The following is a 22,988-nucleotide window of genomic DNA, read 5'->3' as shown; positions in this document are numbered from 1 at the left end:
AAATACGCTGCGATTATCGCCGTTGTCATATAGATAAAATTGTAATTTATTAGGTAATAAACGCCACCGTTTAAAAAGTTAAAAAGCTTTTTTAACGGTTTTTTTCTGTTTAAAACACTATTTTTTTCGTCGTTGAAGTATAAGATAAGCTCTAGTCATAGAATAAGCCATATTAATATCTTTTCTTGAAAGCATCAATTAAACTATTAGAAGTATTAGGAAGAGATAAAACAGTTCCTTCATAGGAGATGACATAATTGAACCGTTTCTTAACAAATAAATGGATTGTAGCAATAATTGCAGTCTTTTGTTCCATATTATGGGGAAGTGCATTTCCTGTATTAAAAATTAGTTATACCGAATTGCAAATGCCGCCAGACGATAGTATGGCTAAAATTGCTTTTGCTGGGATGCGTTTTTTCTTAGCGGGAATTTTATTAATCTTTGGGATGCTTTTATTAAATAGAAAAGCACTATTTGTTACTAGAAGGCAAGTACCAGTTCTTATTATTTTTGGGGTTGTGCAAACGGTGCTGCAATACTTCTTTCTATATAATGGGTTATCTAAAACTTCTGGGATGCAAGCTTCTATCTTAATTTCGGGTGTCATATTTTTTACGGTAGTTTTAGCACATTATTTTTATGTGAATGATCGAATGAACTGGCAAAAAGCGTTCGGGCTAATAGCTGGATTTGTTGGTATTGTTTTTGCGAATTGGGGACAAGCGTTTCATTTTAGCTTTCAAATTACGGGTGAAGGATTTGTGATTTTATCTACCTTAATGGGGGCAATTGGTACAATAATGGCTAAAGAGCTTGCTGTCGGTATTCATCCATTTGCATTAACAGGCTGGCAATTAACAATTGGTGGTGGATTAATGTTAGGCTTTGGTTATCCATTAATGGGGGAAGGTGCCATGACATTTACGCCATTTGGCTGGGGATTATTAATTTACTCGGCACTGCTTTCTATAGTAGCGTTTGCACTTTGGTTTTCTTTACTTAAATATAATAAAGCAGGCGAGGTTAGTGTTTATCAATTTGTCATGCCGCTGTCAGGTGCTATTTTATCGGTTATTTTTATTCCGGGTGAAAATTTTTCCGCGTTTATTATCGGGGCGTTAGTTTTAGTAGTTCTTGGAATATTAGCCGTCAACTATAAACCTAAACGGGCTGAAGAACAATAAGAAAAGGTAGAGATTGCTAATTTTAACATAATTTAAAGGGCGTAGTGAAAAAACTTAAATTGTTATAAGTGGAGATAACCAGAATTTCTCCACTTTTTTTATACGCTCGTTTCAATCGGTGAGGATAAATTAAGCGTAAGCCATTGACGGATCTGGTTTTATTTTTTGTGTGTAATGACTTAACTTCTTCAACTGCAAAATTTGTTTCCTTGAAATAATCAAATTCTTTTTCATCGTTCAATGTTGTGTTACCGTTGCAGCCTAGAAGGATGTTCTTAAGCATTTTAAATATACGCCACAAATACGCAACGCAATCGCACATAAAATAACAATTGAATATTTTGAAATTTTACTATATACTCATTATATGAATATGAAATAATGTTTCACTAAATGAAATCGGGAGGATCAAAAATGCGTTTTGTCTCTGAAAAGGTACAACGTTTGCCTGAGTATTTATTCTCCGAGTTTCAAAGAAAAAAGAAGGTACTTCAAAAGAATGGGGTTGACGTAATTGATTTAGGTATTGGTGCTCCTGATTTATCGCCGCCTCAGTTTATTATTGACGAACTGTTTAATCAATCAAAAAATACTGCAAATCATCGATATTCACCGTTCAGTGGCTGCGATGAATTCAAACAGGCAGTTGCTCATTTTTATGAAAAACGCTATGGGGTAAATCTTGATCCAGATACTGAGGTACTAGCATTGATCGGTTCAAAAGAGGGGATTGCTAACCTTGTTCATGCTGTAATTAATCCGGAAGATATCGTGCTAATCCCTGATCCAGGTTATCCAGTGTATAAAGCAGCCGTGCATTTGGCTGGTGGTAAAGCAGTGTCACTTCCATTAGATAAAGAAAATGAGTACGTACCGCAATTCAATCAAATTAGTGAGCAGGTGGCCGAAAAAGCGAAGGTAATGTTCTTAAATTATCCTGCCAATCCAACTGCTGCTACGGTTGAATTACCTACATTTGAAAGCGCAGTCTTATATGCGGAAACGAATAATATTTTGCTTGCCCATGACGCAGCGTATGATTTAATCACTTTTAATTCGTACAAGGCTCCAAGTGTGCTTCAAGTAACAGGTGCTAAAAAATATGCAGTTGAATTTGGTTCGTTATCTAAAAGCTTTAATATGACAGGCTGGAGAATTGGGTATGTTGTTGGAAACAAAGAAGTTATTCAGGCATTGGCAACATTAAAAAGTAATATCGACACAAGCCAATATGTTCCAATTCAAAAAGCAGCAGCAGTTGCACTGAATAGCGACTTGCAATCCGTATCCTTAAACAACGACATTTACGTTAAGCGAATGGAAACGTTATATAATGTGTTAGGATCACTTGGAATGCGTGCGCAGCGACCGAAGGGAACAATTTTTGTATGGGCAGAAGTACCTGAAGGGTTCTCATCTTTATCGTTTGCCAATTATTTGCTGGATGAAGCGGGTGTTATCGTGACTCCGGGATCTGCTTTTGGAAAAAACGGAGAAGGTTTTGTGCGCATTGCCTTAACGGTAACTGAAGAACGACTAAAAGAAGCTGTATTGCGCCTGCAAAAGCTGAATATTAAGGAGGTGGACAAAAATTGACAAAAGTAATGAAAACGCTAACAGCGGCACAAGCCATTATTGAATGTTTAAAAAAGGAAAATGTAGAACGGGTCTTTTGTGTTCCTGGTGAAAGCTATTTGCCTGTATTGGATGCTTTTCACGATACTCCAGAGATACAAGTAATATCAGCAAGACATGAAGGTGGAGCGGCGTTCATGGCAGAAGGATATGCAAAAGCATCCCTAAAGCCGGGAGTTGTGATGGCAACGCGAGGTGTTGGTGCAGCAAATTTAACGATTGGTGTGCATACAGCATACCAGGATTCAACGCCAATGATTGTGTTTCTTGGACAGGTACATAGTAAATTCCGAGGCAGAGAAGGGTTCCAAGAAGTTGATCTCGATCGGTTTTTTCAACCGATTACAAAATGGGCAGTAGAGGTTAAAGATGCAGAAAGAATGCCAGAAATAGTCGAAAAGGCTTTTCGAATTGCTCAAACAGGAAGACCTGGCCCTGTCGTTATTTCATTGCCGGAGGATGTTTTGCCTAAACGAGCTGACATGTACTTTGGCCCACGAACAATGATTCCAAGACCTGCTCCATCTACAGAAGAAATAAAGCTAGTAAGCAGTTTATTAAAGGAATCTAGTCGTCCGCTCATAATTGCGGGAGGCGGAGTGAAACTCGCTCAGGCTGAATCATTGCTTCAGCAATTTGCAGAGAAAAACTCATTACCTGTAATGGCAGCCTTCAGACGACAAGATGTCTTTCCGAATGATCATCATTTATATACAGGGCATCTTGGACTTGGGACGAATAAAAATGTTTTAGAAACGGTAAAAGAAGCGGATGTTATCATAGCACTGGGGACACGTCTTTCTGAAGTGACAACACAGGATTATTCGATTATTACTCCCGATAAAAAATTAATTCATATTGATATTGATTATGAGACAATAGGAAAGACAGTTGCTCCGGAAATTGGCATTGTTGCAGATAGTAAAGAGGCGTTGAAACACCTCAATGATCTGGACATAAAGGAAACATGGAAGGATTGGGCAAAAGAGAAGCGGAACGTATTCGAGAAGGCAAGTACTCTTACCTTAGATTCTACTGCCGTAATTAATAAACATGTTATATCTATTTTAAAGGAAAAGTTACCGGAAAATGCTCTAATTACAAATGATGCGGGGAACTTTGCAAGTTGGCTGCATACGTATTATTCGTTTACACAAGAGCACACGTATGTTGGGCCGACTTCCGGAGCGATGGGATATGGACTTCCGGCAGCACTCGGTGCGCAATTAGCTAAACAAGACAAAACGGTCGTTGCGTTATCTGGAGACGGTGGCTTTATGATGACAGCGAATGAATTGGAAACAGCCGTTCGTTACAACATTCCAGTAATAAGCCTCGTTTTTAATAATAATATGTATGGAACGATTCGAATGCATCAAGAAATGCACTATCCTGAGAAAGTAGTTGCAACCGATTTAGGAACCGTCTCTTTTGTACAGCTCGCTCAAAGCATGGGAGCGGACGGGTACCTTGTGAGAACGGCAGCGGAATTTTCAACAGCATTGGAAACAGCATTAGAAAAAAGTGTACCCGCAATGATAGAAATTTTAACGGAGAAAGAGCAAATAGCGGCTGGCTCCACAATTGAACAAATTAGAAAAAACGCAATGAACAACACTTCAAGGAGGAAAAAGGAATGACAACAACATTATTAGATGTAAATGTATTAAATAATTATATTAACGGTGAATGGATAGACGTTGAGCGCACAACACCTGTGATTAATCCTGCAACTGGTGAAGCAGTAGTAAACGTACCACTATCAACAAAAGAGAGTGTAGATGATGCAGTTGCTGCTGCTAAAGTCGCGCAAAAAGAATGGGCGCTTGTTCCCGCTCCACAAAGAGCAGAAGTACTTTATCAAGTAGGAATTATTATGAAAGAGAGAAAAGAACATCTTTCTAAGCTTTTAACTATGGAGAATGGAAAAGTGCTAGAAGAAGCTCGTGGAGAAGTACAAGAAGGGATAGATATGGCATTTTATATGGCTGGAGAGGGGCGTCGCCTATTTGGGCAAACGACTCCAGCAGAATTAAAAGATAAGTTCGCGATGAGTGTGCGGGCACCTATTGGGGTCGTTGGTATTATTACACCTTGGAACTTTCCAATTGCCATTGCTACTTGGAAGTCTTTCCCTGCTATTATTGCAGGCAACGCGGTTGTCTGGAAGCCTGCTACAGAAACTCCAATTATGGCGTATGAATTAGCGAAGATATATGAAGAAGCAGGTTTACCGAAAGGAATTATTAATGTTGTTTTTGGCTCAGGTTCAACTGTAGGCGATGCGATGGTTCAGCATAATGATATCCGAGTTATTTCCTTTACTGGATCTAATGAAACAGGGAGTCATATTGCCGGGGAATGTGGCCGTCAATTGAAAAAGGTATCATTAGAAATGGGCGGTAAAAATGCGGTTATTGTAATGGACGATGCCGATTTGAATCTAGCTGTCGAAGGGATTTTGTGGAGTGCGTTTGGTACGAGTGGGCAAAGGTGTACGGCTTGCAGCAGGGTAATCGTCCATGAAAATGTAAAAGAAGAATTGGAAAAACGCCTATTAGAGGAAATGCGCAACCTATCTATTGGAAATGGTATGGATGAAGCGGTAAAAGTTGGCCCAATCATTAACGAGGCCGGTATAGAAAAGATTAAAAAATATATTGAAATTGGTAAAAATGAAGGGGCAAAACTGCTTGCAGGTGGGCATGAATTAACGGACGGTACGTATGCTAACGGAAATTATTTTGCACCAACGTTGTTTACCGATGCAACGGTAGATATGCGAATTGCACAGGAAGAAATCTTTGGTCCAGTCGTATCCTTAATCCCAGTTAAAAGCTTTGAGGAAGCAATTGAAGTAAACAATAGTGTGACCTACGGATTATCCAGCTCCATTTTCACAAAGGATGTTAATCAAGTATTTAAAGCCCAGCGCGATTTAGATACGGGAATTGTTTATGTAAATGCTGGGACGACAGGAGCAGAAATTCATCTGCCATTTGGTGGTTCAAAAGGAACCGGAAATGGCCATCGTGATTCAGGCGTGCAAGCACTTGATGTCTTTACAGAGTGGAAGGCGATTTACGTGGATTATAGTGGTAAGCTACAACGAGCACAAATTGATGTAGATTAATAGACTAGAATTATAAAGTGAGTTGAAAATGATCGTTAGAGAGGGTACGTGCAAAATGGTTTTCTTATGTTGAAATTTAATCAATTAGGGAGTGGATGGAATGAAAGTAGGTGTATTAGGTTCTGGATTGATGGGGAAAGAAGCTGCAAGGGATTTAGTATTAAGTGAAGGTGTAAATGCTGTTGGATTAGCTGACATTGATTATAATCGTGCTAAAATCGTTTGTGATCAGTTGCAATCAGACAAATTAACACCGTATGCTGTCAATGCGAGTGATGAGCAAGCGCTTGCTGCTTTCATGAAACAATTCGATGTCGTCATTAATGCATTATTTTATTCATTTAACGAAATTGTTGCCAAAACAGCAATAGAAGTTGGGGTTCATTCCATTGATCTTGGCGGCCATATCGGTCATATGACAGATAAAGTATTAAGACTTGATAAAGCAGCAAACGCTGCAAATGTGACGATTATACCTGACCTTGGTGTTGCACCCGGTATGATAAACATATTGTCTGGCTATGGTGCAAGCAAATTAGATAAGGTAGATTCAATTAAGCTATACGTAGGTGGAATTCCTATTCAGCCTGAGCCGCCACTTGAATACAATCACGTTTTTTCAATGGAAGGTGTGTTTGATCATTATACAGACCCATCCTTAATTATCCGAAATGGAATTAAGCAAGAGATACCTTCTCTATCTGAAGTGGAACGGATTTATTTTGAAAAATTTGGCCCATTGGAAGCTTTTCATACATCGGGTGGTACTTCGACGCTATCTTTATCCTATCCAGATTTAAATACGCTCGAATACAAAACAATCCGCTACCCTGGGCATGCAGAGAAGTTCAAATTACTCGTTGATTTAAATTTAACAAACAAAGATTATGAGATTGATTTGCATGGACAAAAGATTAGCCCTCGAGATGTATTATTAAAAGTGCTCGACCCGATCGTAGAATTGGATGATAAAGATGATGCTGTATTGCTTCGAGTCATCGTCTCTGGTGAGAAAAATGAGGAAGCGGTAACATATGCGTATGAAATGATTACGTATAAAGACCGTAACGATAATGTAACAGCAATGGCTAGAGCTACAGCGAATACGATTTCTGTTGTAGCTCAGATGATCGGGAACGACACAATTAATAAACGGGGTGTTTATCCTCCGGAACAAATCGTTCCCGGAGAGGCTTATATTCAAGAAATGAAGCGACGGGGTGTCGTAATCCACGAGATTAAAAAGCAGACAAAATTAGCACTATAAAAATAGGAATACGATGAATACATCCCTCTCCCTGAATATGGAGAGGGAAATTTTCTACTCAAAATAGAAGGTTTATTATATAAAGGTAGAACGTATAAAACAAGGAGTTATTTCGATGAATCAAAGTGTTGCAAAGGCTCTTCAATTGCTCGAACTTTTTACGAAAGAAGAACAAAAAGAATTAACACTACAAGATATTTCCATTCAGGCGAACATTCCAAAGCCAACTGCTTATCGTCTTTTAACAACACTTGAGAAGAGTGGTTTTTTATATAAAACGAAATCTTCAGCTCATGATAGTCGCTATGGGCTAGGGTTGCGTTTATTAGAGTTAGGTCAGCTCGTTTCAGAAAGACTTGAATTACGAGCGCTTGCTTTACCTAGTATGGAAGCACTAGCGAAAAGAATAAATGAAGTCGTTCATTTAGTTATCGTCAACCAGAACAAAGCAATATATATTGAAAAAGTAGATAGTACGCGAGCATTACGATTAAATACGAGAGTTGGAAAAAGCGCACCATTGCATATTGGCTCTGGGCCTAAAATGTTACTCGCACACCTTCCAGAGCAACAATTAAATAAGCTGCTTGAAGAAGCATCCTTTGCGAATCGAAAAGAACTTATAAAGGAGTTAGAAAGAATTCGTACAGTAGGGTATGCCTATAGCGTTGGTGAACAGGATCGCGACACTACTGGAATTTCTTATCCTATTTTTGACTTCACAGGGCGTGTGATTGCATCGCTTGCAGTGAGCGGACTGTCCACCTATTTTGAAGGAGATAAGTTACTAGAAATTAAGCGTGAATCGGAGAAAACAGCGCAAGAAATTTCCCGGAAGCTCGGGTACCGATTTGCTGAGTAAGTAACAAATGCGATATTGAAGGATTAACAGTAAAAAAACAGCTACGCTCGATACAGATTAAATAGTTATTCGTGTACAGATTGACGGCGATGCATAACTAAAGTGATGGAGTGGGTACAATGAACACAGTTTTTATTGCAGGGCATGCACGGCTGCCATCTGGTATGGCTGCGAAAAGTATTTATGAAACATTAACGATAACAGCGGAGATCGATAAAAAATATGGTGTAATTGTAACAACGAGCTGTACATTAGCAACAATGCATGGGCGTGAATTTATTGAACAATTATTAAAAGGCTATAGCTTAAAGGATGGAATCGAGCAACCTGTTCATGCAATTAGAGATCATTACTTAGGAAAAGCAGGGAGTGCAATTGAATCAGCGATAAAAGATTTATATAAGCAATATGAAGCATATAGCGCAGGGAAAGAGATGTAAAATCATATTCGACTTTTATGTTTTTATTTAAAGTAGGAAAGAACGCACACAGCGATAATTTAATCGGATGGATGCGTTCTTTTTATTTTATGCTTTAGTACGGTTATTGGGGATAAGATTGCACAAATCAATACTTCCTATATTGTAGACTATTTCTACTCCCAAGCAGGTAGCATTTTCGATAGTGGTTTATCCTTTCGATATCCTAGCGCATATTCAGCTTGCATAATGGTGTGAATTTCCCGCGTACCTTCATAAATAACTGGCGCTTTAGAATTACGTAAAAATCGCTCAACTGGATATTCATCGGAAAATCCATACGCCCCATGGATTTGTACGGCATCATCTGCGGCTTTGTTGGCAAAATCGCATGCTTGCCATTTAGCAAGTGATGTTTCGCGCGTATTTCGTTTTCCTTCATTTTTTAATTCGCCAGCCCGATAAACGAGTAATCGACTCATCTGCATTCCGGCCTCCATGTGGGCGATCATTTGTTGAACGAGCTGGTGTTTCCCGATTGGTTTACCAAACGTTTCACGTTCATGGCAATATTCAACGCTTGCCTCTAAACAAGCCATAATTTGGCCAACGGCTCCAGCAGCAACGGTGAAGCGCCCATTGTCTAAGGACGACATCGCAATTTTAAAGCCTTCTCCTTCTTCTCCGAGCAAGTTTTCTTTCGGTACTTTTATATTTTCGAAAAATATTTCTCCTGTATTACCGGCACGTATCCCGAGCTTCCCTTTTGTTGCTTTTGAAGAAAATCCGTCCCATGTTCTTTCAACGATAAAAGCAGAAATTCCTTTATGCCGTTTTGCTTTATCAGTGTATGCAAATACTAAAAAGTGATCGGCAGTATCACATAGAGATATCCACGTTTTTTGACCGTTTAAAATATAGTAATCGCCGTCTTTAACTGCAGTTGACTGCAGAGCAGCTACATCAGAGCCTGCCCCTGGTTCAGTTAGACCAAATGCGCCAATTTTTTCTCCCTTCGCTTGAGGAACAAGATATTTTTGCTTTTGTTCTTCATTCGCCCACTGTAAGAGGGACATACTATTTAAACCAGTATGTACAGAAACTGCCGTACGAAATGCTGTATCGCCTCGCTCTAGCTCTTCGCAAACGATGGCAAGTGCATTATAATCCATCCCACTTCCGCCGTATTGTTCCGGAATGCAGACTCCCATTAAGCCAAGGTCAGCGAGCTTTTGAATGATTGCTGGGTCAAATTTTCCCTCACGATCCCACTCAGCAATATAAGGCATGATTTCTTTGTCAACGAAAGTACGAACGGTTTGTCGTAACATCTTTTGTTCTTCTGTAAAATTAAAGTCCATTTGTCTATCTCCTCGTTTCTTCTATTTTTTTATAGGATAAAATTTCTTCATTATGCTCCCCCGCATTTGGAGGATGATGCCGGAAGGTAGTAGGTGTTCTTGAAAGTTTTAACGGACTACCGATCATTTTAATCGAACCAGCAGTAGGGTGTTCGTAATCAATGAACATTTCTCTTTCTTGCAAATGTGGGTCATGTACAACTTCTGAAATATTTTGAATTGGACCACAAGGAATGTTGTTTAATCTGCATTGTTCTTGCCAATAGGCAGTCGATCTTTCCTTTAAAGTCGATTGAATATAAGGAATTAATTCGTTTCTATATTTTACTCGATCTGGATTCGTTAAGAAGCGTTTGTCTTCAGCAAGCTCAGGTGTATGTAAAACTTTTCTGCAAAATAAGCGGAATTGGTTATCGTTACCGATAGCGATGACGATTTGACCATCGTTTGTATAAAATGTTTGATAAGGAACGATGTTTGCATGCTCATTACCAAGCGGGACAGGTATTTTTTCTGACATCAAATAATTACTACCTATATTGATAAGCGAGCTTACTGCCGCATCGTATAGTGAAATATCCAGCTTCTGTCCTTTACCAGATTGCGTTCTTTCTAGTAATGCGCCTTGTATTCCTATACAAGCATAAAGTCCGGTGAGTATATCGGTAATTGCGACACCAACTTTTTGTGGTCCCGATTGGTCTGTACCAGTAATGCTCATTAGTCCGCTCATTGCTTGAATAATAAAATCATAGCCTGGTAAATCGCGATAAATGCCGGTTTCTCCAAATCCTGTAATGGAACAATAAACGATTTGCGGATTTATTTCGGAGAGAACTTCATAATCAATTCCAAACTGTTTCATTTTGCCCGCTTTAAAATTGTTAACAATAACGTCGCTTTCTTTAACTAATTGTTTAATTTGCTGAATGCCTGATGCAGACTTTAAGTCAACCGTTATACTTTTTTTGTTTCGGTTGGCACATAAATAATAAGCGCTCACTCCATTTTTAAAAGGAGGTCCCCATTTACGTGTATCATCACTTCCGCCAGGTGCCTCTACTTTAATAACCTCGGCGCCTAGGTCACCTAGAACCATCGTACAATAAGGTCCTGCTAATACTCGAGATAAGTCTAAAATCTTTATATTGCTTAATGCTCCTGCCAAGTTTTTTCCTCCTTTCTATTCAATTTTGGTTTAAAAGAAGTGGCGATCGCTTACAAGTAATAGGTTGTCGAATGTTTAGGATAGGCGATTATATAAATGTTTTTTCGATCACCATAAAATACAAAAAAAGCCAATTCAAACTAATTACAGAGATTGCTGTAATTAATATGAACTGGCTTTTACTTGCTGGAACATTCCTGGAGTAGAAATGTAAGCAAGTTAGGCAGTTAGTTTTTTCAGATCATTAAGTAAATAATGATTATCACTAGTATAGCGTATTCTGAAAATATTGTAAATGCTGCTTTCGCTTTAGATTGAGTCACGTATTTGTGGGTGTTATTTACAATCTTGAATAAAATACCCTAGTCGTATTATTCAATTTTAAATTTGGTGCGTTTACCGCCGTTGACATATGCTTCTCTTTCTGCGGGCAGTGTCTTAACTAATTAGCGAAATTATTTAGATGGCGCTTTTATTTGGCAACTTTTTGTAGCTTTGTAATCATCTTCAACGCTTTGCCAGTTCCTATAGCGACCGATTCCAATGGGTTTGGAGCAAGGTGTACGGGTACATGTATTTCATTAGAAAGCCATTCTTTTATCCCATTTAACATAGAGCCGCCACCTGTTAAAACAATGCCGTTATCTACGATGTCGCCACTTAATTCCGGAGGACAATCTTCTAATGTTGAACGGATCGCCTCTAAAATCTGCTCCAACGACTCTTGTAAGGCGTCGTACACCTCAAAAGAAGTAATTGCTACGGTCTTTGGTAAACCTGTTACCATATCTCTGCCACGCACTTCCATTGTTTGCTCTTTATGATTTGGATGTGCGTAGCCAATTTCCATAAGTACATTTTCAGCTGTACGCTCCCCGATTAATACGTTATGTTTTTTGCGTATATACTGAATGATTTCATTATTCATTTTGTCTCCCCCGATACGTACTGACCGACACGAGACAACACCACCGAATGAAATGATGCCGATTTCTGAAGTTCCACCACCAATATCGACAATAACATTAGCAATTGGTTCATCTACTGGAAGATCTGCTCCAATTGCCGCTGCAATCGGTTCTTCTATTAAATGAACTTGCTTTGCACCATAACTTGAAATTGCATCATGGATAGCGCGCCGTTCTACTGCTGTACTCCCTGATGGTGTACAAACGACAACAGTCGGCTTTCTCATTGATAAACCAATCCGTTTGCTAATTTTCTTTAAAACTACCTTAAGCATTTGCGCTGTAATATCATAATCCGCAATAACACCATCTTTCAATGGGCGTATAGGGATAATATCTTTTGGAGTTTTTCCGACCATTTCTTTAGCTTCTGCACCAACTGCAATTACTTCTTTCGTATTCATATTCATAGCTACGACAGATGGCTCGTTGTAAACGATGCCTTTTTGTTTTGTATAAACGAGTACATTCGCTGTACCGAGATCAATCCCTATTTCTGCATGCGATAACATGTAATTCCCTCCCGTGATGTAGGATCGTTTTATTTCGCAGGATTGCTTCAATTTTAATTTAGTATGCAGCCCCTATATTTACAGTGTTTCTATAATACCCGTTTATTTTTGGGGGTAAACAACGAACTAATTTCTCAATTGAATCTTTCTGCCTATTAATAAATTAGTTTAGCTTAAGGTCAGAAATCAAGTAACATTTTCATTACAAAAAAGCTCTAATGTAACAAAAACAGTGGAATTCAAAGTGTGTCAACCATCATTTGCTGGCAATTTTCACCACTTTATTATGTTTTATCCTATTCACGTAAATTTAGGGAACTACGAAACTATTAGTTTATAACGATTTAGTAAATTACTTTTGAGTAGGTCACTCTATTTACGTATTTTGGAAAATTAAGCCACAAATATTACAAAAATCGTATGCTATGATTATTTTGCAAAACAAAAAACAAAGGAGCGTGTTTCAAACATGTTTAAAAAGATAGGTATCGTATCAGCGTTATCAACCGCACTATTGTTTGGTGGAGCATTTCAACATTCTGTAGATGCATCTGCAAAAGCAGATCAAGCTCAGAGTCCTATATATAGTAAAAAAGTCTATTATTCTATTAATGGAAAGTGGCAGGAAGGCTCATGGGAAAATTGGGAAAGTATACTAAATAAATATCTTCCGAACTGGGGAAAGAACATCCATTGGAATATTAAAAAAGAGCAGCCAAAGCAGGAAATACCAGCACCACAGCCAAAGCCAGAGCAACCAAAGAAAGAAACACCAGCGCCACAGCCAAAGCCAGAGCAACCAAAGAAAGAAACACCAGCACCACAGCCAAAACCAGAGCAACCAAAGAAAGAAACACCAGCACCACAGCCAAAGCCAGAGCAACCAAAACAGGAAGCACCAGCACCACAACCAAAACCAACACAACCAAAACAAGAACAACCAACAAATGAACAACACGGTCAGCTCAGTCAATTTGAAATCCAAGTTGTTGAACTAACAAATAACGAAAGAGCGAAACAAGGGTTAGCACCTTTAAAAATAGATACAGCGTTAAGTAAAGTTGCTCGTGAAAAATCACGCGATATGGCCGTTAATGGTTATTTCGACCATAATAGCCCGACGTACGGTTCACCATTTGATATGATGAGAAGCTATGGAATTAGCTATCGAACTGCTGGGGAGAATATTGCGAAAGGGCAACGTACACCACAAGAAGTAGTTACGGGTTGGATGAATAGCCCAGGTCACCGTGCAAATATATTGAACGGAAACTACACACACATTGGTGTTGGGTATGTTAAACAAGGAAATCATTGGACACAACAATTTATCGGAAAGTAATTGTATAGCTTATAGAAGCTGGATCTAAAGAAATCAGGCAATTCATTCGCGAGGGTGAATAGTGCCTGATTTTTTTATGTACAATAATTTATTGCTTACGAAAAGGTCGATTCCGTCACAGCCGATTGCAGAAAATTACTACGTTTATTGAAGATAATACAATCCAATAAGGGGCTTTCTAATTTAAAAATTGTCCATACAAATATGTACTTGGAACGTGTAATAAAGCACTAATTTAAAATTATTTAAGGAATTGGTATAATTAGTATTTGATAATGTTTTAGTGTACGCTTTTTACAGTAGCTAAAACTACATGAACAAGGGAGGAATGCATCGTATGAATGGAAAGAGATGGTTAGCCATTTTGCTAGCTGCAGCATTGTTATTCATTTCAATTGGCTTTCGTTTTGCAACAAGTGTTGCATCGGATCAATTTGAAAATTTATTTGCTCCACAAGAAAGTCTTTTTACGGAAAATGTGCTTGTTGAAGGAATGGGGGATAAAGTAGTTGTATTAAATGTAAATGGAGTTATTCAAGATCTTGGAGAAAATCCATTTATGAGTACACTTACATATAATCATAAACAATTTTTACAAATGATTGAAGCGGCAGGAGCAGATCCGTCCATTGATGGTATTATTTTACAAGTTAATTCACCAGGTGGGGGAGTTGTAGAAAGCGCAGAAATTTACGAAAAAATTGTTGAAATTCAAACAGAGCATGAAAAGCCTATCTATGTATCGATGGGCAATACAGCAGCTTCTGGAGGGTATTATATTGCTGCACCTGCAGATAAAATTGTTGCTCATCCAGCAACGATTACCGGTTCAATCGGTGTCATAATGGAAAGCATAAATTTCGCCGATTTAGCGGAAAAATATGGTGTTGATTTTAATACGATAAAAAGTGGTGAGTTTAAAGATATTATGTCAGCTTCTCGTGAAATGACAGATGAAGAGAGGCAAATTTTGCAAACGATGATTGATGAAATATACAATGACTTTGTCGATGTTATCGTCGATGGCAGAGGAATGACAGAGGCAAAGGTTCGTGAGCTTGGTGATGGAAGAATCTATACAGGTAAGCAAGCTGTAAATAATGGCCTTGTTGATGACTTAGGTACATTGGATGACACAATAAATATGATGATCGAAGACTATGATTTATCAGGCGCACAAGTCGTTGAGTATGATTCTGAGCTTGGGTTTTGGGGAATGCTAGGAATTTCTATGAAAAGTATACTGAAATCGGATTCCGAATTGGTACGAATTATGACATTGTTAAGAGAGTCGGAGAGTCCGCGCGCAATGTATTTATACTCAAGGTAAGGGGTGTTTAAATTGGACGATAATCAAAGAAATGAGTCAGAAGAATTATCCGTACATGAGGAGCACTCTCGACCGAATGAGTATCGATATGCAGGGTTTTGGATGCGGTTTTGGGCGTATGTTACGGATTTAATTATTGTTTTTAGCATTAATGGTATAGTACTTAGCCCTTTAAAATTTTTCAACGATGGGTTCGTTATCGATATTGGCTTTTGGACGCTAAATGGTATTTTAGCTGGCGTGCTATCTTATATCTACTTTCTAATCATGACGAAATTGTATGGGCAAACAGTTGGAAAAATGATCTTTGGATTGCGCGTTATTAATGAAAATAATGAGCCGTTAACGTGGAGTGATTTATTTTTTAGAGAAGTGATTGGACGGTTTATACATCGAGTTATTTTCATTACGGCTATTTTGTATCTTGTTGTAGCTTTTACATCTGAAAAGCAAGGGATACATGATATGTTTGGAAATACAAGAGTTGTTCATATTAATTAACAGTCTAGAAGCAATCCAAATAATCGACTCATAGGAGGGATCCCTTTTGTGCGGGAGGTATACACTGCTTGCTGATGAACTGGAAATAAGAAGAGAATTTTCTATTGAACATGCGATAGAAGAATACGGAATTAGTTATAATATAGCGCCAGGGCAAAACGTATTAGCAATCATTAATGATGGAAAGAAAAAAAGAGCTGGATATTTGCGTTGGGGTCTCGTACCTTCATGGGCAAAGGATGAGAAGATCGGCTATAAGATGATTAATGCAAGAAGTGAAACAGCACATGAAAAGCCGAGCTTTAAACGGCTTATGTCACGAAAAAGATGTTTACTAGTTGCTGATAGCTTTTACGAGTGGAAGAAAACAGAGGCTGGTAAAGTACCCCAAAGAATCCAGCTTCGTGATCGAAAGTTGTTTACTTTTGCCGGTTTATGGGACAAATGGGTACGAGGTGAAAAAACATTATTTACGTGTACAATGCTAACGACTACAGCTAATGAATTCATGCAGCCTATTCATCACAGAATGCCGATCATCTTGCCAAAAGATAAAGAAGATTCATGGATTGAAGCAGAAGCGTGGCAGCCGGAGCAATCCGTTCAATTTTTACAATCGGTTAAATTTGATCCATTAACCGCTTATTCAGTTAGCACGTATGTAAATACAGCAAAAAATGATGATAAAAAGTGTATTGAGGCAAGTGAATAACATTGCTAAATATGAACGGATTGCATGAAAGTGTTAATGATTAGCAGTGATCTGAGAAACATTAAAGTGAGGTTAGCGGAATATTTAGGGCGTATTGTTCTATTAATTGAAGGAAGGTGTTTACGAATGATCCGTGTGTTATTCGTCTGTTTAGGGAATATTTGTCGTTCACCAATGGCTGAAGCAATTTTTCGTAATTATGTACGTGAAGCACAACTAGAGGGGAAAATAAAAGTAGATTCAGCAGGAACTGGTAGCTGGCATGTAGGTAAGCCTCCACACCATGGGACAAGAGACATATTAGAACGTGAGCAAATTAGCTATGAAGGGATGAAAGCAAGGCAAGTGCATAAAGAGGATTGGAATTCCTTTGACTATATTATTGCAATGGATGCGCAAAATATGGACGATTTAAAAGACTTTTTCCAACAAGAGGAAGGCCCAGTTGTTAAAAGGCTTATGGAATTTGTAGTCGATCCAGCAGAATTAGATGTACCGGATCCTTATTATACCGGTAATTTTAATTACACATATGAGCTTGTTTCCAATGGGTGCAAAAATTTACTAACATATATTAAAGAACATGAAAGCATATAAATAAGGAGAGGTTAATAATGGGAAAACGCAATTTATGTACTGGAGTATTAATTGGCGCAATAGTAGGTGGGGTAGTATCTTTATTTGATAAGAATACTCGAGACTATACGAAAAACAAATGGAGCGAAACGAAAGCTGCAACAGCATCTTATTTTACTAATCCTGCAGAAGCTGTACATAGTTTAAAACAATGTGTGCAACAAGTGAATCATACGATTAACAATGAGGCACAAAATACAATTAATGCTCTTGAGCAAGTAGAAAATACATTAACTAAAGTTCTTAAAAAATAAACGAAAAGGAAGCGGGAATGAATGAGCAGGATGAAACTTTTTGTTAAACAATTGTATACGCAAATTATAGAGGCAGACGTGCTCGGTTTATCTGCGCAGCTTGCTTACTTCTTCCTGCTTTCACTTTTCCCTTTTTTATTATTTTTAATTACATTGTTAGGTTATTTGCCAATTGATGAAAATACAGTTATTGATTTCCTTAGAGGATATGCTCCTGAGGAAATCATTACATTAATTCAAGCAAATGTTACGCAGCTCGTTTATACGAAAAACGGGAGCTTGTTGTCGATTACGATTATCGGAACGCTATGGTCAGCTTCTAACGGAGTTAATGCAATTACGAGAGCATTTAATCAAGCGTATCAAGTGGAAGAGGATCGCTCCTTTGTTGTTGCACGGCTTATAGCCATTGCTTTGACAATAGCAATGATCGTCGTTATAAGTATAGCGTTATTGCTGCCGGTATTTGGAAAAATGATCGGTGTTTATTTATTTTCATTTGTAAATTTATCGGACAACTTTTTACAAATATGGAATATGTTACGTTGGATTGTGTCTTCACTCGTGTTCTTTATCGTTTTATTAGCTTTATACATGTTAGCACCTAACAAAAAAGTGCGTCTTGGAGATGCTGTTTGGGGAGCTATGTTTGCAACATTTGGCTGGCAATTCGTTTCCTTTGCCTTCTCTTATTACGTAAATACGTTAGGTAATTATTCAGCAACCTATGGAAGTTTAGGTACAGTAATCGTATTAATGATCTGGTTTTATATTACAGGAATAATCATAGTCGTAGGCGGGGTTATAAATGCAATTTTACATCGTACTAGTAATGAGGTGAGGATATAGACTTATGTTAATCGATAGAGGTGAGGCTCCAATCATCACTAGTCGAATCATGGAACCATATATCATTTTTCCTATTACTTATCGGACGTTAATATTATGTTTGTTTTAGCAAACGTAATCCATTCAAAATTACTATTATTGTACTTCCTTCGTGACCAATTACCCCTAACGGCAAATCAATTATTTGAAAAAAGTTTGAAAAAATTAAGGTGACAATTACAGCTAATGAAAAAAATACATTTTGCTTTACGATTCGGTTCATTCGCTTTGATAAATCAATCGCACTCGTAATTTTGGATAGGTTATTTTTCATTAAGACGATATCTGCTGTTTCTAATGCTACATCGGTACCTTCGCCCATTGACACTCCGACATTTGCTGTTGCAAGCGCTGGCGCGTCGTTTATTCCATCTCCAACCATAGCTACTTGTTTATACTGCTTCTTTAGACGCTTCAATTCTTTTACTTTATCCTCAGGTAAACATTCAGCAATGTAACGATCGACTCCAACTTCTTCCGCAACGGCTCGAGCGGTAATTTCATTATCGCCAGTAAGCATAATTGTATCGATACCGTGCTGTTTCAATGTTTTGATCGTTTGCTTCGCATCGTTTCGAATCGTATCTTTTAAAGCGAACAGGGCTACGACTTTTTCGGCATGTTTAACAAATACAATTGTTTTTCCTTGTTTAGCTAATTGTGCAGCGATTCCTTCCTGAAACTGTTCGGCTAGATCTTTTCCGACAAAGTCAGATTTCCCAATGTGCCACTTTTCTCCCCGAACAGTTGCTTCTACGCCGTTTCCACCAACCGTTTTCATATTTTCAACAGTGCTATTTTTGATGAAGTACCGATTTTTTTCTTCTTTTAAGCTGTACGATGTAATTGCGCGTGCAAGTGGATGCGTAGATTCATTTTCGATTGCTCCTACAGTCGATACGAGAAGATTTTCATCATAGTTTGGATCGAAATAGGCATCGGTAACGATTGGTTTTCCATTTGTTAGCGTCCCGGTTTTGTCAAAGGCGAATAATTTCATATTATTGAAGTTTTCAACGTGTACACCACCTTTAAATAATACACCATTCTTTGCACTATTTGATATAGCAGATAAAGTGGCTGGCATAATAGAAGCGACGAGTGCGCATGGAGATGCGACAACGAGCAGCACCATTGCACGGTATATACTTTGTGTGAGTGTCCAATCAAAAAGTAAATAAGGTAAAAACATCATTACAATAACAGTTACAATAACAATATTTACATATGTTCCTTCGAATTTTTCAATAAACAACTGAACTTTTGATTTTTCTTCCTTTGCTTGCTGAACCATTTGAATAATTTTATGGAATAACGTTTCATTTGCATTTTTTGTAATCTTAACAGTAATTGAACCATTCATTGCGACCGTTCCTGCAAATACGTCTTGATCGATTGCTTTGTTAACAGGTATCGATTCTCCTGTAATAGCACTTTCATCAATTGCTGTGTTACCTTTAATGATTACCCCATCTGCAGGAATACGTTCGCTTGCCCGTACAAAAATCTCATCACCAATTACGAGCTCAGATACGGGAACGGTCTTTTCTATTCCGTTGGTAATTCGCAACGCTTCTTCAGGTTGGAGTTCCATAAGTGCGGAGATTTCTTTGTTACTTTTGTTCATTGTATACGTCTCAAGCGCACCGGCAAGAGCAAAAATAAATATTAAAATTGCGCCCTCTGTCCAAAAACCAATTGCTGCTGATCCGATTGCTGCAAAAATCATTAGTAGCTCCACATTTAGCTCTTTATTTTTTATCGTTTCAGTTATTCCTTCTTTAGCTTTGGCATACCCGCCTATAATAAAAGCAGCGATATGCATTCCTGAAAAAACAGCGAGAGGAAGATGGCTTTCTAATAACCAAGCGGCTAATATAATAATTCCACTCGCAATAGCAGCAATTAATTCACCGTGCTCTTTATAAATGTGGTTCAGTTTGTCTCTTTTTAAATGTTCTTTTTGTTTTTCTATTTGTATTGCATTTGCTTTAGTAGACATCTCATACCCTCCTATATAAATGATAACAAGAATCATTTTCAATTAATTATAATCATTATTAATAAGTAATAATTATAATACCATTAATCTTAGTAAAGTCAAGACATTACGTTTCATAGCTAATTACTAAACAGATTTTTATTTTTATAAAACAGTTTATAATAACTATTGATAACATTGGGTTAAACTGTTACAATCACAATTGTGTTTTATATGTAACAATTTATATTAAGGGGAGATCATAGTGAAAAGAGTATTTTTTTTAATTTTATTTTTGGGTTTTATTAGTCTGTTGACTGGTTGTGGTGCTGAGGATGCTAACGAAGGAAATAGTACAGATAATCATATTGAAGCCGACAATGCTGAAAGTAACAAAGACACAGTAGATGAAGCTTGGAGTCAAATTGAAGAAGCCGGTGAATTGGTAGTAGGCACATCAGGAACTTTAATTGCTGCATCTTATTTTGATGGTGAAGGGGAGAATGTAGACGAGTTAACTGGCTTCGATGTGGAGGTTATGCGTGAAATTGCAAACAGGCTAGGTGTTGATGTATCTTTTGAAATAATGGGTATTGATGGAATGTTGCCAGCTATTAATAGTGGGAGAATTGACGTAGCTGCAAATGATATTGAAATAACAGACAAGCGTTCAGAGAAATTTGACTTTAGTGAACCATATAAATACTCCTATTCGACGATGGTCGTTCGGAAGGGAGATTACTCCGGCATTGAATCATTAGAAGATTTAGAAGGGAAAAAGGCTGGTGGCGGAGCAACAACAATATACAGTCAAATTGCAGAGCATTATGGAGCAGAAGTAGTTACATATGGTAATGCTGGAAATGAAGCTTATTTACGAGACGTAGATAATGGTAGAACAGATGTTGTTATTAATGATTATTTTTTATGTAAATTTGGTGTTGCAGCTTTTCCAGACTTCGATATAACGCTACATCCTGATTTAATGTTCAATCCGACAGAAACAGCTGTAATTATGCCAAAAGGTGCAGATGAACTTCGTGAACGGATTAATGGTGCACTTGAGGAGATGCGAAAAGACGGGACATTAACAGAACTTGCAGAAATGTTTTATAAAGAGGATGCATCACAAAGACAGACTGAAGCTATTATTGAAATAGAAGGCCTTGAACTATAAAAACCTGAAGTGATTTGTCCAGAGAAAGCGAATTAAATAGTAAGATATCAAGGAACAAATATGCTGAAAAGACAACACTAAATTAAGCCAGTAATTAAACGTAAATACTGGAATGCATAAAAAGATTTAAGAGCTATTTTTGCTTCATGCAAATTGAGTTATTTTGGAATGGAAGGTGGCGAATCCAGCGGGAAAGCATGCGTCTTGAGGCCCCACGTTGAGCGCTCTTTGCGAGTGAGTAGGCTCAAGCCTTGCCCGTGGAAAGCGTCTGCCTGCAGTGAAAGATGACGGAGCTATAAAGTCTGGATATTTCCAAAATGAATTAGAATAAATAGGCTAAACTTAATGTTTAAATAAACTATACGAGGGGATAGCAGATGGATTTTAATGGGTTTAATTTTGGTGGTTTATTTGATATCGAGCTAGCATTGAGAAGCTTGCCCTTCGTACTCGGTGGACTGCCAATGACATTATTCGTATCCTTTACTGGTATGGGCATCGGGCTTGCTCTTGGGATATTTTTAGCCTTGGCTCGTAGCTCAAAAATACTTCTATTCCGCTGGCCAGCTCGGATGTATATTTCTTTTATGCGCGGTACGCCCATGCTTGTATTTTTATTTATACTGTATTTCGGGTTACCAATTGTTGGGATTGAATTTTCAGCACTTGCAGCTGCGTCACTTGGTTTTGGTTTAAATAGTGCGGCCTATATTGCTGAAATAAACCGTGCAGCGTTAAATAGTGTGGATAAGGTGCAGTGGGAATCGGCGAAAGCATTGAATTTAAATTACGTAGTTACATTAAGAAAGATCATATTCCCACAAGCGACAAGGATTGCTGTTCCACCGCTTACAAATGTATTTTTGGATATTATTAAGGCGACATCTCTTGCAGCAGTAATTACGGTTCCAGAGCTTTTTCAAAGGGCACAAATTGTTGCTGGGCGTGAATTTGATTCAATGACATTATACGTGTTAATTGCTTTAATTTATTGGCCGCTTTGTACAATTATCTCATTCTTTCAAGAACGTCTTGAAGTGCGATACAGTAAATATTTAACATCTAATTGATAGATTAGCATGCGTTTAAAGTTGTGTTGAAAGTGGAGGGGGTTATGACATCTTCAGTGGCTTTGGCTCTCTAGGTTTATCAATTTTCTAATGTCATGCAAGGACAATGAGATTATCCATTATCTACTGAGTGGACAGTATGAGTAAAATGTTTGTGGGGGAACAGATGTACGAATCTAACTAGATAATATGTGATCAATTTTACTTCGAACGATATACACATGAATAACACCGTTGATTTTCACTGCAGGTGGATGCTTTCCGCGGGCACGGCTTCAGCCTCTTCGGAAGAAAACCACTTCCTGCAGGGTCTTCAGACGCGTGCTATTCCCGCAGGAGTCACCACCTTCCGTTACAATCAACTGGGAGTGGGTACATCATCTAGGGATAATTTAGTCGTGTTCCATGAAAAAAAGGACCCTCTTTTGTATAGTTAAGTTACGACAACACAACTAACTAAAGAAAAGAGGTCCTTAAATGAAAAATATCATATCTCAATTTACTTTGAAAGAATTAAGCGTAGTGTATATCTACTGCGGTCGGTAGGAATCAATACTAAAATTAACGAATACAAAGAGAGGTTTT

20 protein-coding genes are annotated in these 22,988 nt (G+C 38.0%); 16 read left to right on the top strand and 4 right to left on the bottom strand.

What is annotated here, in order from left to right; all coding sequences use genetic code 11:
- Nucleotides 1-257 precede the first annotated feature (257 nt).
- The 7 genes from ACLIBH_RS10345 (at nucleotide 258) to ACLIBH_RS10315 (ending at nucleotide 8,524) form a co-directional block, all read left to right on the top strand.
- Nucleotides 258-1,187 carry a DMT family transporter gene (locus ACLIBH_RS10345; protein WP_439316638.1) on the top strand — a complete coding sequence of 310 codons (930 nt, stop codon included), beginning with the start codon at nucleotides 258-260 and terminating at the stop codon, nucleotides 1,185-1,187.
- A 414-nt stretch (nucleotides 1,188-1,601) separates the two neighbouring features.
- Complete coding sequence (locus ACLIBH_RS10340; protein WP_439316637.1) at nucleotides 1,602-2,783, top strand: aminotransferase class I/II-fold pyridoxal phosphate-dependent enzyme; 1,182 nt, start codon at nucleotides 1,602-1,604, stop codon at nucleotides 2,781-2,783.
- Nucleotides 2,780-4,462, top strand: coding sequence for a thiamine pyrophosphate-binding protein (locus tag ACLIBH_RS10335; RefSeq protein WP_439316636.1), 1,683 nt, complete (start codon nucleotides 2,780-2,782; stop codon nucleotides 4,460-4,462). Before ACLIBH_RS10340 ends, ACLIBH_RS10335 begins: the two co-directional genes overlap by 4 nt.
- Nucleotides 4,459-5,955, top strand: a complete 1,497-nt coding sequence (locus ACLIBH_RS10330; RefSeq protein ID WP_439316635.1) for an aldehyde dehydrogenase family protein — start codon at nucleotides 4,459-4,461, stop codon at nucleotides 5,953-5,955. The genes ACLIBH_RS10335 and ACLIBH_RS10330 overlap by 4 nt, the downstream gene beginning before the upstream one ends.
- Before the next feature lie 100 nt (nucleotides 5,956-6,055).
- Nucleotides 6,056-7,222, top strand: a complete 1,167-nt coding sequence (locus tag ACLIBH_RS10325) for a saccharopine dehydrogenase family protein (RefSeq protein ID WP_439316634.1) — start codon at nucleotides 6,056-6,058, stop codon at nucleotides 7,220-7,222.
- A 115-nt stretch (nucleotides 7,223-7,337) separates the two neighbouring features.
- Nucleotides 7,338-8,084, top strand: a complete 747-nt coding sequence (locus ACLIBH_RS10320) for an IclR family transcriptional regulator (RefSeq protein ID WP_439316633.1) — start codon at nucleotides 7,338-7,340, stop codon at nucleotides 8,082-8,084.
- Between the two features lie 119 nt (nucleotides 8,085-8,203).
- Entirely contained in the window at nucleotides 8,204-8,524 is a 321-nt protein-coding gene (locus tag ACLIBH_RS10315; RefSeq protein WP_439316632.1) for a DUF3870 domain-containing protein, read from the top strand.
- Nucleotides 8,525-8,679: 155 nt separating this feature from the next.
- Here the strand turns inward: ACLIBH_RS10315 and ACLIBH_RS10310 are convergent, their stop codons facing one another.
- From ACLIBH_RS10310 to mreBH, 3 genes are all read right to left on the bottom strand, one after another.
- On the bottom strand, nucleotides 8,680-9,864 hold the full coding sequence (locus tag ACLIBH_RS10310) for an acyl-CoA dehydrogenase family protein (RefSeq protein WP_439316631.1): 1,185 nt from the start codon (nucleotides 9,862-9,864) through the stop codon (nucleotides 8,680-8,682).
- Nucleotides 9,865-9,868: 4 nt separating this feature from the next.
- Nucleotides 9,869-11,032 (bottom strand): CaiB/BaiF CoA transferase family protein, encoded by a 1,164-nt coding sequence (locus ACLIBH_RS10305; protein ID WP_439316630.1) that lies wholly within the window; start codon nucleotides 11,030-11,032, stop codon nucleotides 9,869-9,871.
- Nucleotides 11,033-11,504: 472 nt separating this feature from the next.
- The gene (mreBH, locus tag ACLIBH_RS10300) at nucleotides 11,505-12,512 is read right to left on the bottom strand and encodes a rod-share determining protein MreBH (RefSeq protein WP_439316629.1); all 1,008 of its coding nucleotides are present in this window, start codon (nucleotides 12,510-12,512) and stop codon (nucleotides 11,505-11,507) included.
- A 469-nt stretch (nucleotides 12,513-12,981) separates the two neighbouring features.
- On the opposite strand from mreBH, the gene ACLIBH_RS10295 reads away from it, so the two are divergent.
- The 7 genes from ACLIBH_RS10295 to ACLIBH_RS10265 all read left to right on the top strand — a co-directional run bounded on the left by ACLIBH_RS10295 (nucleotide 12,982) and on the right by ACLIBH_RS10265 (nucleotide 18,136).
- Nucleotides 12,982-13,854: a CAP domain-containing protein gene (locus ACLIBH_RS10295; protein ID WP_439316628.1), complete on the top strand. Its 873-nt coding sequence runs from the start codon at nucleotides 12,982-12,984 to the stop codon at nucleotides 13,852-13,854.
- A 337-nt stretch (nucleotides 13,855-14,191) separates the two neighbouring features.
- Entirely contained in the window at nucleotides 14,192-15,184 is a 993-nt protein-coding gene (gene sppA, locus ACLIBH_RS10290) for a signal peptide peptidase SppA (protein WP_439316627.1), read from the top strand.
- A 3-nt stretch (nucleotides 15,185-15,187) separates the two neighbouring features.
- Entirely contained in the window at nucleotides 15,188-15,685 is a 498-nt protein-coding gene (locus ACLIBH_RS10285) for an RDD family protein (protein ID WP_439316626.1), read from the top strand.
- Nucleotides 15,686-15,731: 46 nt separating this feature from the next.
- A complete protein-coding gene (locus tag ACLIBH_RS10280; protein WP_439316625.1) occupies nucleotides 15,732-16,397 on the top strand; it encodes an SOS response-associated peptidase in 666 nt (221 codons plus the stop codon).
- Between the two features lie 126 nt (nucleotides 16,398-16,523).
- Nucleotides 16,524-16,994, top strand: a complete 471-nt coding sequence (locus ACLIBH_RS10275; protein WP_439316624.1) for a low molecular weight protein-tyrosine-phosphatase — start codon at nucleotides 16,524-16,526, stop codon at nucleotides 16,992-16,994.
- Between the two features lie 17 nt (nucleotides 16,995-17,011).
- Entirely contained in the window at nucleotides 17,012-17,287 is a 276-nt protein-coding gene (locus ACLIBH_RS10270) for a YtxH domain-containing protein (protein ID WP_439316623.1), read from the top strand.
- A gap of 21 nt (nucleotides 17,288-17,308) precedes the next feature.
- Nucleotides 17,309-18,136, top strand: coding sequence for a YihY/virulence factor BrkB family protein (locus ACLIBH_RS10265; RefSeq protein ID WP_439316622.1), 828 nt, complete (start codon nucleotides 17,309-17,311; stop codon nucleotides 18,134-18,136).
- A 94-nt stretch (nucleotides 18,137-18,230) separates the two neighbouring features.
- Here ACLIBH_RS10265 and ACLIBH_RS10260 read toward each other — a convergent pair whose 3' ends face one another.
- Complete coding sequence (locus tag ACLIBH_RS10260) at nucleotides 18,231-20,177, bottom strand: heavy metal translocating P-type ATPase (RefSeq protein ID WP_439316621.1); 1,947 nt, start codon at nucleotides 20,175-20,177, stop codon at nucleotides 18,231-18,233.
- Between the two features lie 244 nt (nucleotides 20,178-20,421).
- On the opposite strand from ACLIBH_RS10260, the gene ACLIBH_RS10255 reads away from it, so the two are divergent.
- Complete coding sequence (locus ACLIBH_RS10255; RefSeq protein ID WP_439316620.1) at nucleotides 20,422-21,333, top strand: transporter substrate-binding domain-containing protein; 912 nt, start codon at nucleotides 20,422-20,424, stop codon at nucleotides 21,331-21,333.
- A gap of 377 nt (nucleotides 21,334-21,710) precedes the next feature.
- Entirely contained in the window at nucleotides 21,711-22,403 is a 693-nt protein-coding gene (locus tag ACLIBH_RS10250) for an amino acid ABC transporter permease (protein WP_439316619.1), read from the top strand.
- Nucleotides 22,404-22,988 lie beyond the last annotated feature (585 nt).

Origin of the sequence: Virgibacillus sp. W0430, assembly GCF_051846935.1 — a bacterium.
In the GTDB taxonomy this organism is placed as follows: domain Bacteria; phylum Bacillota; class Bacilli; order Bacillales; family Amphibacillaceae; genus JBPYCR01.
The sequence above is the reverse complement of the archived record's forward strand: the minus strand, read 5'-3'. Positions and strand labels throughout refer to the sequence as shown.